At 36.0% G+C, this 12,458-nt stretch carries 14 protein-coding genes and 1 riboswitch; all 14 genes read right to left on the reverse strand.

What is annotated here, in order from left to right; genetic code table 11:
* Positions 1-14 precede the first annotated feature (14 nt).
* The 14 genes from NST77_RS14785 to NST77_RS14850 all read right to left on the reverse strand — a co-directional run bounded on the left by NST77_RS14785 (position 15) and on the right by NST77_RS14850 (position 12,264).
* Positions 15-1,019 carry an ROK family transcriptional regulator gene (locus NST77_RS14785; protein WP_206427998.1) on the reverse strand — a complete coding sequence of 335 codons (1,005 nt, stop codon included), beginning with the start codon at positions 1,017-1,019 and terminating at the stop codon, positions 15-17.
* Positions 1,020-1,250: 231 nt separating this feature from the next.
* Positions 1,251-2,648, reverse strand: a complete 1,398-nt coding sequence (gene sufB / locus NST77_RS14790) for a Fe-S cluster assembly protein SufB (RefSeq protein ID WP_095330491.1) — start codon at positions 2,646-2,648, stop codon at positions 1,251-1,253.
* Positions 2,649-2,687: 39 nt separating this feature from the next.
* Positions 2,688-3,125, reverse strand: coding sequence for a Fe-S cluster assembly sulfur transfer protein SufU (gene sufU, locus NST77_RS14795; RefSeq protein ID WP_095330490.1), 438 nt, complete (start codon positions 3,123-3,125; stop codon positions 2,688-2,690).
* Positions 3,115-4,344 (reverse strand): cysteine desulfurase, encoded by a 1,230-nt coding sequence (locus tag NST77_RS14800; protein WP_095330489.1) that lies wholly within the window; start codon positions 4,342-4,344, stop codon positions 3,115-3,117. Before NST77_RS14800 ends, sufU begins: the two co-directional genes overlap by 11 nt.
* On the reverse strand, positions 4,344-5,651 hold the full coding sequence (gene sufD, locus NST77_RS14805) for a Fe-S cluster assembly protein SufD (protein ID WP_095330488.1): 1,308 nt from the start codon (positions 5,649-5,651) through the stop codon (positions 4,344-4,346). Before sufD ends, NST77_RS14800 begins: the two co-directional genes overlap by 1 nt.
* 19 nt (positions 5,652-5,670) lie before the next feature.
* Entirely contained in the window at positions 5,671-6,465 is a 795-nt protein-coding gene (sufC, locus tag NST77_RS14810) for a Fe-S cluster assembly ATPase SufC (RefSeq protein ID WP_047942270.1), read from the reverse strand.
* Between the two features lie 489 nt (positions 6,466-6,954).
* Entirely contained in the window at positions 6,955-7,803 is an 849-nt protein-coding gene (locus NST77_RS14815; protein ID WP_095330487.1) for a MetQ/NlpA family ABC transporter substrate-binding protein, read from the reverse strand.
* 12 nt (positions 7,804-7,815) lie between these two features.
* Positions 7,816-8,484 carry a methionine ABC transporter permease gene (locus tag NST77_RS14820; RefSeq protein WP_095330486.1) on the reverse strand — a complete coding sequence of 223 codons (669 nt, stop codon included), beginning with the start codon at positions 8,482-8,484 and terminating at the stop codon, positions 7,816-7,818.
* Positions 8,481-9,503, reverse strand: a complete 1,023-nt coding sequence (locus tag NST77_RS14825; RefSeq protein WP_095330485.1) for a methionine ABC transporter ATP-binding protein — start codon at positions 9,501-9,503, stop codon at positions 8,481-8,483. Before NST77_RS14825 ends, NST77_RS14820 begins: the two co-directional genes overlap by 4 nt.
* 147 nt (positions 9,504-9,650) lie before the next feature.
* A riboswitch (SAM riboswitch) is annotated at positions 9,651-9,756 on the reverse strand.
* A gap of 271 nt (positions 9,757-10,027) precedes the next feature.
* Positions 10,028-10,366 (reverse strand): SCP2 sterol-binding domain-containing protein, encoded by a 339-nt coding sequence (locus tag NST77_RS14830; RefSeq protein WP_164464111.1) that lies wholly within the window; start codon positions 10,364-10,366, stop codon positions 10,028-10,030.
* A 200-nt stretch (positions 10,367-10,566) separates the two neighbouring features.
* Entirely contained in the window at positions 10,567-10,878 is a 312-nt protein-coding gene (locus NST77_RS14835) for a thioredoxin family protein (protein ID WP_095330483.1), read from the reverse strand.
* Positions 10,875-11,228 (reverse strand): toprim domain-containing protein, encoded by a 354-nt coding sequence (locus NST77_RS14840; protein ID WP_082138325.1) that lies wholly within the window; start codon positions 11,226-11,228, stop codon positions 10,875-10,877. Before NST77_RS14840 ends, NST77_RS14835 begins: the two co-directional genes overlap by 4 nt.
* Before the next feature lie 228 nt (positions 11,229-11,456).
* Positions 11,457-11,840 carry a glycine cleavage system protein GcvH gene (gene gcvH / locus NST77_RS14845; protein WP_095330482.1) on the reverse strand — a complete coding sequence of 128 codons (384 nt, stop codon included), beginning with the start codon at positions 11,838-11,840 and terminating at the stop codon, positions 11,457-11,459.
* Between the two features lie 67 nt (positions 11,841-11,907).
* Positions 11,908-12,264: an arsenate reductase family protein gene (locus NST77_RS14850; protein ID WP_095330481.1), complete on the reverse strand. Its 357-nt coding sequence runs from the start codon at positions 12,262-12,264 to the stop codon at positions 11,908-11,910.
* Between the last annotated feature and the right edge of the window lie 194 nt (positions 12,265-12,458).

Here is a 12,458-nt window from a genome sequence, read left to right on the forward strand (position 1 = left end):
AAGCATTTTGCAAACTATTCATTTGTTTTACTACTTATTCCTGTAATGATTAAATCGAGTCCAAGTCGTTGTAATCCATATAAATAATCTTGCTTCCAGTCACTCATTCTAAATTCAGGAAGATGTTCTGCCGGAATATAGGTGGAGCTTTGTTGTTTGATATGGTTGATTGTGGTTTGAGTGACTTCATCATTACAGAAAATAACCGCATGCGGGTTAATAATTGCCACAAAGGAAGCAATTAGTCTACTTATGGCATCAACTTCATCTTCCTTTGAAAAGAATACTTTTCCATTTGTAAAGGTCTGTCCAAAGTTTCGGTTATTATATTGCGGTACAAAGGATACTTCCCCTGCAAAATTAGTACTCCCTCGTACAATCTTTCCATTTACGATAATTCCAGCTCCTGGACCATTTTGGCCAGAATAGAGATAAACAAGTGATTTATCGTTCTTTTTCTCCTGCTGATCTTGATAACCTAATACTGCTGCATTCATATCATTTTCAATGACCACGGGGATCGAAAAATAATTTTCTAAGTATCCCTTTAAATCAAAATCATGAAGATATTCATAATCAGGACTGTAAATGATTCGTCCATTATCAACCGAACCAGGCACACCAATAGAAATAGAGCTAATCTTTGGATATTGCATTTGTAACGCTTCCACATACTCGATCAGTAATTTTACATTGTCATCCTTTAACGCACTGGAAATTTTACCAGTCTCCTTCTCTTCTCCCAGGCAGTTAAACACAATATAATTGGTTTCGGTCTTCTCTAAAAAAATGGCTAACCCTAACATATATTCAGGATTATATGTATACCGCTTTGCTCGTCTGCCGCCACTCGAATCATCTAAACCCGCTGACAGTAATTCTCCATCCTCTTCCATCTGTGCCGTAAATTTGCTAATAGTAGGAAAACTAATTCCTAATTTATCACTCAGCTCCACCTTCGTAGCACTTCCATTGGCTAAAAGAAATTGACGAATATTTTGCTGGATAATAATTTTCATAGATTTGGGAGTTGCATCCACTTTATTCCCCTCCTTTCGATTCAACTTATTAAAGATATTTAATAAGTGAACAAAATAAAACTTATTAAACTACTTTAATAAGTTCTTGAGGCTAATATAACACACTACTTTTGGGAATGCAATATAGTTTTTATGCAGCTAAAAACGTTTTCTTCCTAACAAAAATAAAAAAAGACGAACCTCAATGGTTCGCCTTCTTAACTGGATATATTAACCGATAGAGCCTTCCATTTCGAACTTGATCAAACGGTTCATCTCTACTGCATATTCCATTGGTAATTCTTTTGTAAATGGCTCGATAAAGCCCATTACGATCATTTCTGTTGCTTCTTCTTCTGAAATACCTCTACTCATTAAGTAGAATAATTGTTCTTCTGATACTTTTGAAACTTTTGCTTCGTGCTCTAATGAAATATTATCATTTAAAATTTCATTATAAGGAATTGTATCAGAAGTAGATTTATTATCCATAATTAATGTATCGCATTCGATATTAGAACGAGCACCGTCTGCTTTACGTCCAAAGTGAACGATACCGCGATATGTTACTTTTCCGCCTTGTTTCGAAATAGACTTAGAAACAATTGTAGATGATGTATTTGGAGCTAAGTGAAGCATTTTTGCTCCAGCATCTTGGTGTTGTCCCTTACCAGCAAGAGCGATAGATAACGTCATTCCTCTTGCTCCCTCACCTCTTAAGATGACAGCAGGGTATTTCATTGTTAATTTAGAACCAATATTTCCATCGATCCATTCCATGGTAGCATTCGCATCACAAACTGCACGCTTTGTTACTAGATTGTATACATTGTTTGCCCAGTTTTGAATCGTTGTATAACGGCAATATGCATCTTTTTTTATAATGATTTCAACAACCGCACTATGAAGAGAGTTCGTAGTATAAACTGGTGCTGTACAACCTTCTACATAATGTACACTTGCGCCCTCATCCACGATGATTAACGTTCTTTCAAATTGTCCCATATTTTCAGAGTTAATACGGAAATATGCTTGTAATGGTGTGTCTACTTTAATTCCTTTTGGAACATAAATGAAAGATCCACCAGACCATACAGCTGAGTTTAAAGCAGCAAACTTATTATCCGTAGGTGGAATAACAGTTGCCCAATGCTCACGGAAAATATCTTCATTTTCTCTTAATGCAGAGTCTGTATCTTTGAAGACAATTCCCATTTTCTCAAGATCTTCCTGCATATTATGATAAACAACCTCAGATTCATACTGAGCAGATACACCTGCTAAGTATTTTTGCTCAGCTTCTGGAATACCAAGCTTATCAAATGTTTGTTTGATTTCATCTGGAACTTCATCCCAAGATCTTTCAGTTTTCTCTGATGGCTTTACATAATACGTAATTTCATCAAAGTTTAAAGCAGACAGATCACCGCCCCATTGTGGCATTGGCATTTTATAAAAATGCTCTAACGCTTTCAAACGGAAGTCTAGCATCCATTGTGGTTCAGCCTTCATTTTTGAAATTTCTTCAACGATTTCTTTCGTTAATCCACGTTTAGAACGAAAGATAGAAACGTCTTTATCTGAAAATCCATATTTATAATCCCCAATTTCGGGCATCTTTTTTGCCATTTCATTTTCCTCCATTCTACATGCAACCTTGGTAGTAAATTATGAATCTAATCCTTCATTTACGCCTTTTTCCATAGCCTTCCAAGCTAATGTTGCACATTTAATTCTTGCTGGGAATTTACTAACACCTTGAAGTGCCTCAATATCCCCCAAGTCCATATCATCTGGGTAGTCTTTGCCTTGAATCATTTCAGAGAATGACTCAGACATTTTTAACGCTTGTTCGACTGTTTTCCCTTTAATCGCTTGTGTCATCATGGATGCAGAAGACATGCTTATGGAACAACCTTCTCCATCGAATTTTGTGTCTGCGACAATTCCATCTTCAATTTTCATTGTAAGAAGGATGCGGTCCCCGCAAGTAGGGTTATTCATGTTGACAGTCAAACTGCCTTCAAGAACTCCTTTGTTCCGAGGGTTTTTATAGTGATCCATAATTACACTTCTATAAAGTGAATCTAAGTTATTAAAAGACATCGCTAAAATACTCCTTTGTCTTGCCAATCCCTTCCACAAGCTTATCTACATCTTCTTCTGAATTATAAAGATAAAAGCTTGCTCGAGCGGTTGCAGAAACATTTAGCCATTTCATTAATGGTTGTGCACAGTGATGTCCTGCACGTACGGCAATTCCTTCAGCATCTAATACTGTTGCAACATCATGTGGATGAACATCTTCAATATTAAAGGTGATCACGCCAGCGCGGTTATTTGCGTTTTGCGGTCCATAAATAGTTAAACCATTAATAGAAGACATTTTCTCCATCGCATATGCTGCCAATTTATGCTCATGTTCGGTTATATTCTCCAAGCCAATTTCTTCGAGAAAATCAATGGCTGCACCTAAACCGATGGCCCCTGCAATGATTGGTGTTCCAGCTTCAAACTTCCATGGGAGTTCTTTCCAAGTTGACTCATATAATCCGACGAAATCAATCATTTCTCCACCAAATTCAATTGGCTCCATATTTTCTAAAAGTTGTTTCTTTCCATAAAGTACCCCAATTCCTGTTGGACCACACATTTTATGTCCAGAGAATCCAAGGAAATCACAATCCAAATCTTGCACATCGATTTTTACATGTGGAGCTCCTTGTGCAGCATCTACAACGAGCACAGCTCCATTTTTATGAGCAATAGCTGCTATTTCCTTTATTGGATTGATAACCCCTAGAACATTTGAAACATAGGCAATGGAAACTACTTTTGTAGCTGGGGTGATTGTATTTTCAACATCAACAAGGGCAATTGTTCCATCTGCTTGCAGTGGCAAATATTTAAGTGTTGCTCCTGTTTTTTTGGCAACTTGCTGCCAAGGAATAATATTACTATGATGCTCCATCGGGGTAATGACTATTTCATCCCCCTCTTTTACATTTTCCATCGCATAGCTTTGTGCAACTGTATTCAGCGCCGTTGTCGTACCACGAGTAAAAATAATTTCCTCGATGGAAGAAGCAGAGATAAACTTTCTCACCTTTTCCCTTGCTCCTTCATAAGCATCTGTCGCTCTAGTGCCTAAGGTATGAACACCACGATGAACATTGGAATTATATTCTCGATAGTAGTTCTCGATTGTTTCAATTACCTGAACTGGCTTTTGAGAGGTAGCTGCACTATCAAGATAAACCAATGGATGTCCGTTGACTTCTTGGTTTAAAATTGGGAAGTAAGAACGAATGTGTTTGCTATCCATTATCTTACTTTCCTTTCAATTACCTCAACTAATTGCTTTTTCACACCTTCAATTGGCAATTGTTCTACCACAGGAGCTAAGAAACCATGAATAACTAATCTTTCTGCTTCATGTTGTGGAATACCACGGCTCATTAAGTAATACAATTGTAAAGGATCTACTCTACCAACTGATGCTGCATGTCCTGCCGTTACATCATCTTCATCAATTAATAGAATTGGGTTCGCATCGCCTCTAGCCTTTTCGCTTAACATTAGAACACGAGATTCTTGCTCCGCGTTTGCTTTCGTTGCACCATGCTCAATTTTACCAATTCCGTTAAAGATGGAAGAAGCTTTATCCTTCATTACACCATGCTTTAAGATATAACCTTCAGAGCTCTTACCATAATGAACTACTTTCGTAGTGAAGTTTTGTTTTTGATCGCCTCGTCCAACTACTACAGACTTCGTATCGCCATATGAGCCATCACCCATCAAGTATGTTGTATTATCAGAAATCGTATTACCGTCATTCATGAAGCCTAATGCCCATTCAATTTTAGCATCACGACCTGCAACACCACGGCGATTTACATACGTAGTAACACCATGCGCTAGATTATCAACAGCACCATATTGAACTTTTGCATTGGCATTGGCAATTACTTCTGTCACAATATTGAATACTGCTTCTTCAGGATCCACAGTAGAAACATAGTTTTCTACATAAACAACAGAGCTATTATCTTCAGCCACTACAATAACATGGTTAAAAAGGTTCGCTTCTTTGTCATCATGTAAGAAAATGGATTGAATTGGTTCTTCCACTACTACGTTCTTAGGAACATATAAGAATACTCCACCATTTAAAAGAGCCGCATGTAAAGCCGTTAATTTATGCTCATCTATCTTTACAGCATCTTTCATAAAGTATTTTTGCAGTAAGTCACTATATTCTCTTGCAGCTGTAAAAATATCAGTGAAAATAACGCCGCTTTCTTTTAATTCATTAGAAACAGCTAAGAAAGTTGGACGGTTATTTCTTTGGATATAAAGTGTTTTATTTTTTTCTAAATCGATTAGTGCTTTTACTTGTTCCGGTAAATCACTTACATCTGAAAAATCTTCACTGCTTACAATATGCTTTTCAAATTGGGTAAAGTTCCAGTTTTTAATATTGGTTTTGTCCGGTCTTGGCATTGGAAGAGCGTCTGCTTGTTGTAAAGCATTTACACGCAGCTCTGTCAGCCAAGAAGGTTCATTCATATCTTTCGAAAAAGAGGAAAGATACTCTTGGTCAAATGGTAATTTAATATCCGTTGTCATTGGTCAATCCTCCTAACAATTACGCTTCTTGTTCAACAGTTTCGTCTTCAATACCTAGTTCTTTTTTAATCCAGTCATATCCTTCTGCTTCTAAGCGTTGAGCAAGCTCAGGACCACCAGATTTAACAATACGACCTTGCATCATTACATGAACGTAGTCAGGAGTGATGTAGTTTAATAAACGTTGGTAGTGAGTGATAATTAAGCATCCGAACTCTTCTTTACGCTCTTCACGCATTTTGTTAATTCCTTTAGAAACAACTTTCAATGCATCGATATCCAAACCAGAATCGATTTCATCTAAAATCGCAATTTTTGGATTCAACATCATTAATTGAAGAATTTCATTACGTTTTTTCTCCCCGCCAGAGAACCCTTCATTTAGGTAACGTTGTGCCATATCTGGATCCATTTCTAGGTACTCCATGTTATCATCCATTTTACGGATAAATTTCATTAAGGAAATTTCATTCCCTTCACCTAGACGGCTGTTTAAAGCAGAACGTAAGAAGTCAGCATTTGTTACACCGCTAATTTCGCTCGGGTATTGCATAGCTAAAAATAGACCTGCACGAGCGCGCTCATCTACTTCCATTTCTAATACATCTTCGTCATCAAGACTTACATCACCGCTTGTTACTTCATACTTTGGGTGACCCATGATTGCAGAAGATAATGTTGATTTACCAGTTCCGTTTGGCCCCATGATTGCGTGAATTTCTCCACCCTTTATTTCTAAGTTAAGACCTTTAATAATTTCTTTTTCTTCGATTGAAACATGTAAATCATTAATGACTAATTTAGGTTGACTCATATTATATACCTCCATAGTAAAAAGAAGTTTTGTTCACAAAATTGTCGAAACTTCATTATCAATTTATTATCATTCTAATCTTATAACAAATAAAATCTGATAGCAACCTATTGCTTCCCGTTCCATAAGGAAAATTCGCATGAAACAAATAAATACGCTTGATTCCTCATAAATTCGCATGAGTTTGCTTTCTTTAAAATAATTTTTCTCCTTATTACGGTAGCGAACAATTCACTGGCAAAAACGATACCGATAGCTCTAAAGTATATCACTTGAACAGTTTCGTTTTAGTATTTATACACGAAATAAATTTAGCCCTAGTACTTATTGGAAGAGGCTTCCGTTAAATACTATTTGATCATACAAAAATAAAAAATGTTCCTATAAAGACATCTACACATGCTATATCCATTATTAATAGAATCAATTTAATTCTCAATTGGATATATACTGTATGTTTGATCTTTTATAGGAACATCTTCTTACTTATTATTTACTAACCGGTACAACTGCACCTTTATACTCTTTATTAATGAAATCTTGAATTTCTTTAGAATGCAGTACTTCTACTAAAGTTTTAATATCTTCACGCTTTTCGTCTCCTTTACGAACAGTAATGATATTCGCATATGGAGATTCGCTTCCTTCGATTTCAATAGAATCTTTCACAGGGTTTAAGCCAGCATCTAATGCATAGTTGGCATTAATAACAACTGCATCCCCTTCATTATTATTAAAAATTTGTGGAAGTAACGCTGGCTCATAATCTGCTTTTAATTTAACATTTTTCGGATTTTCCGCAATATCTTCAATCTTTGCATTTACTTTATCAATTCCATCTTTAAGCTTAATTAATCCACCTTTTTCTAAAAGAGACAGTACACGGCCATGTTCAGCAACAGAGTTACTAAAAATAATGGTTGCTCCATCCGGAAGCTCATCTAAACTCTTATATTTCTTAGAGAAAACAGCCATCGGCTCAATATGAATTCCACCAGCATTTACAAAATCATAACCATTTTCTTTAATTTGTTGGTTCAAGTATGGAATATGCTGAAAATAGTTTGCGTCAATTTCTTTTGATTCTAAAGCTTTATTTGGCAATACATAATCTTGGAACGTTTTGATCTCTAAATCAATTCCCTTTTCTTTCAAAATTGGTTTTGCTTTTTCCAAAATTTCAGCATGTGGTACATTGGAAGCACCTACTACTAATTTAGTTGATCCTTTGTCAGTGTTAGAACCCCCGTTTTCCTTGCTATCATCATTAGAGCTGCCGCATGCCGCAAGAACAAATATAAATGTTAATGCAATCAGTAAAGACCATAATTTTTTCATGTGTTTTTCTCCTTATCTTTTGTCTATTTTTTTTGTTATAAAATCACCAATAAATTGGATAATAAAAACAATGATTAAAATAATAACAGTTGAAATAAGCGTCACATCACCATTACCCCGTTGAAATCCTTGTAAATAAGCTAAATTCCCAAGCCCTCCGGCACCAATTATTCCAGCCATTGCGGTTGATCCTACTAGTGCAATGGTAGTTACCGTAATTCCTGAAACAAGTGCTGGCATAGATTCAGGCAAAAGAACTTTAAAGATAATAGTGGTTGGTTTTGCTCCCATTGACTTTGCCGCTTCAATAACACCTTTATCCACTTCTCGAAGACCAATTTCCACAAGTCTTGCATAAAACGGAGCAGCACCTATGATTAAGGAAGGCAACGCCGCTTTCGGTCCAATCATTGTCCCGATTAGCAAAGTCGTTAGCGGGATTAATAGAACTAATAAAATAATAAAAGGAATGGATCGGAAAATATTCACGACTGCACTGATGATTCTATTAAAAAATACATTATTCCACATATTCCCTTTATCTGTTAAAAACAGCGTAATTCCAAGTATAATTCCAAGTATAAAAGTAAAAATAATCGAGAATCCAGTCATAAATAAGGTCTCTTTCGTGGCATTCCACATTATTTCCCAATCTACATTTGGCAATAATCTTTCCATCATCCTTCAATCACCTCCACACTAATTTCTTGCGCATGAAGATATTGAATAGCTTTTTCTATTTCTTGTTTCTCTCCATCTAAATGAATATATAATGTTCCATAGGATCCATGCTGTGTTGGCGAAATTTTCCCTTGAATGATATTCACCGAAACCGCAAAAGTCCGAATGAGATTAGTGATTACAGGCTGCTCAGCACTTTCGCCGACAAATCCCAGCATGACAATGCTGCCTGTTTTATATTGCGCTATTAAGTGTTCAATCGTATCTTTCGCCTCTTCTGGTTCAATTACTTGTTGAACAAACCGTTTCGTAATTTCTTTCTTTGGCTGCTTAAAGACATCAATCACCGGTCCTGTTTCTACTACTTTCCCGTCTTCCATCACTGCCACTCGATGACAAATCTTGCGAATAACGTGCATTTCATGGGTAATCAATACAATTGTTAGACCAAGACGTTTATTAATGTCTACTAATAAATCTAAGATGGCATCTGTTGTTTGTGGATCCAATGCTGAGGTTGCTTCATCACAGAGAAGTACTTTCGGATCACTAGCAAGTGCTCTTGCTATCCCAACCCGCTGTTTCTGCCCACCACTTAATTGAGAAGGATAAGCATCTTCTCGTCCTTCTAATCCAACCAGCTTGATGAGCTCTAATACCTTCTTATCTCTTGCTGATTTTTTTACGCCTGCTATTTCTAAAGGAAAAGCAATATTTTCTTTTACGGTTCTTGACCATAGCAGATTAAAATGTTGAAATATCATACTGATTTCTTGTCTCGCCTTACGAAGTTTACTTCCTTTTATTGTAGAAACTTCATGACCTGCAACCGACACACTTCCAGCAGTAGGAATCTCCAATCCGTTCAACATTCTGATTAATGTACTTTTACCTGCACCACTATATCCGATTATCCCAAATATCTCTCCTGAATCGATGGTTAAATCCACGTGATCAACCGCAGTGACCTTCCCACTTCTTGAGGAGTATATCTTTTTTACTGAGTTTACATTAATCAATGTGTTCACCTACTTCTTTTTTAAAATCACTCTATCGTTCACTATATTAAAATAGCTTTTAACAAAGCATATCATATCATTCCAGATAACAAAAAAACCTTTCTGCAAGAAGAGCAGAAAGGTTTTTATTATGAATAATATCCCTTTCTCTCATCTATCAAAGCCTAACGCTTTGTGTGAATTGGCACCGTTTCAGTATACTGACGGTTGCCGGGTTTCATAGGGCACATCCCTCCACCTCTCTTGATAAGAGTTCATTATTTATATGAAATGTAAAAATCGTTAATATGATAGATGTAATTTACCACTTCCCGAAATGACTGTCAACACCTTTTTTAACATAATTTCTTTTCTGAATTTTCAATTAAAAAAAGGAAGGTTTTCTGACATAATTAATTCAATGAGAAAACTTGGATTTAAATCGAATTTGGGGCAAATCCCTTCAAAAAAATAACCCGAAATACACTTCACTTTTTGTTAGCAAAGGCGGATTCCAGGTAAACAACAAAACTATTCCCTTCCTTTTATCCAGTGTGGGGAACTGAACGTGAATGGCTTAAGAAAAACACAGATTCAAGTAAGAGGATTTTCCTTAAGGAGCCTTCTAATTGAATAGATCCATTCTTTTTCGCTTCTCTAAGAAGAACCTCGCCTTCCATAACGAGGCTAATACTAGTCATATCCCCCGTTAACCATATATCTGGATTATCCTCACCCTTCATCCTTCTCCATGAAAAGCGATTGTTCTTAAGCTCCATATAATAGGACTCATTTTGACATGTTAACACTAAGGAAAGCGAAGCGTTTCGTAATAATGGTTTTAACGATTCTTTCCGATTCAGCTTTTCTACAAAACATTTCATCCAATCCTGCAAAAGCATCTCCTACTTTCTGCCGAACAATCTTATATTACTTATTCTTGCAGCAGCAGAAAAAAACCTTTTTTAAAAGTAATCTTTATAAAAAAGGCGATTGATGCTTTTAACCATGCTAGCTTTTTAAGGGCAGCATCCGTTTATGGAATTGGCACACTAATATAGCCCTTTCATGAAAATGGTCCTGCCTATTTTATATAGTTTTGGATAACTTCTACTAAATGAGGGACTGATTCAAAGCGATATACTTTTTCTTTTAACTCCCCCTTTTCCATAATAACTAGACAGGGAACACTTTCTACCTCATATTTTGCTGCTAAACCGGGGGCATAATTTAAATCCATTTTTCCTAAATTCAACTCTGGCTTCATTGTATGCAATACTGTCAACATTTTTGATGCAACCATACACGTACCGCAAAGAGGAGTATACAAGTAAAGAAAGGCAGCGTCTGTATCCTTTACTTGCTTCTCCCATTGATCGAGGTTCCAATCTATCATAATCCATTCATCCTTGTATCTAAATATTTTGCTTCAATCTCAATATCAGCTTGTAATAATAGGGTTGCTAAGTGACATTCAGGAGAGGCAGCAACTTCTTTATATTTGCGATCTATATAAAGGAATTCTGCTTCCGGAAGTTCTCGTTTAAACTGTTTTCTTATCTTATCTCCTGACTTATCAGCATCCACTAAGATATACACATCTTTATCCATTAGCTCGTCTAGTAATTCATCCAGCTTTGAAACTCCAATTGTTCCATTCGTGCAAATAATATCGACTGGTTCACGCACAATCTTCTCTACTTTTTGTTTGTCTGATTTACCTTCCACAATGATTACTTTTTTCATATTGATCACCTAAAGGAGTTATTTCATTTACTTTAACATATTCAAACAGGAAGAGAAAGAAGTAGGTTTTCTGGTATATATCGGTGATAGGAAAGACATATTGCCCTATATATTCTCCTAACAATAAAAAAAACAAACAAGTATACGGAAATTTTTTTTAACATCTCCATATACCTGTTTGGATTTATAAATGGTTGGAATATCTATATCCCATCCTATAGTATTCAATTAGCCTTCATTTGTCATTTCTTCATATTGCTCTGCTGACATAAGCTCCTCAATATCTGCTTTATCACTTGGCTCAATAACAACCATCCATGCTTTTTCGTAAGGAGATTCGTTCACAAATTCCGGATTGTCACTAAGCTCTTCGTTAACTTCAACAACTTTTCCGCTGATAGGAGCATATAATTCAGAAACTGTCTTAACAGATTCCACACTTCCAAAAGGTTCATTTGCTGTTACTTCATCGCCTACTTCTGGTAGTTCAACAAATACGATATCGCCTAATTCAGATTGTGCAAAATATGTAATACCTACACGTGCGTTATCTCCTTCAACTTTTACCCATTCATGTTCTTTTGAATATCGCAAATCCTTTGGTACTGCCATTATAACCCCTCCGTATTTATCATTTTTACTCTGTTAAACAGAGTTACTATTAAAAAAAGCAGGTCGCTTAAGCCCAACTTTCTTTAAACATCTCTTCTTTAAAGCCTAATGTTACTTTATTTCCATCTGTAGTTAAAGGGCGTTTAATTAACATGCCATCAGAAGCAAGCAAATCTAATAATTCCTCATCCGACGCTTCCTTTATTTTATCCTTTAATCCAAGATCTCTGTATTTCTGACCTGAAGTATTGAAGAATTTCTTTATTTCAAGGCCACTTTTTTTATACAAATCCTCTAATAACGCACGAGAAGGAGGATTGTCCACAATATGTACTTCTTCATATGACACATGATTTTCATCCAGCCACTTTTTCGCCTTGCGACAAGTTGAGCATTTTGGATACCAATAAAAAGTAACTTTCATTCCATCACCCATAATCTATGTATTTTGAAACATTCAACTAAATATTATCACAATTTGATATAAAGTAAAACTTCAATCAGTGCCCACTTGTGCCAACTGTTATTTCCTTTCTTGCATTTTTCAGCTATTTCTTTAAGTAGGATAGATTACGACAGAATCAAACTAGGTGAATCCCTCATTCGATTGACTAAAAA

Source organism: Niallia sp. FSL W8-0177 (assembly GCF_038006285.1).
GTDB lineage: Bacteria > Bacillota > Bacilli > Bacillales > Cytobacillaceae > Niallia > Niallia circulans_A.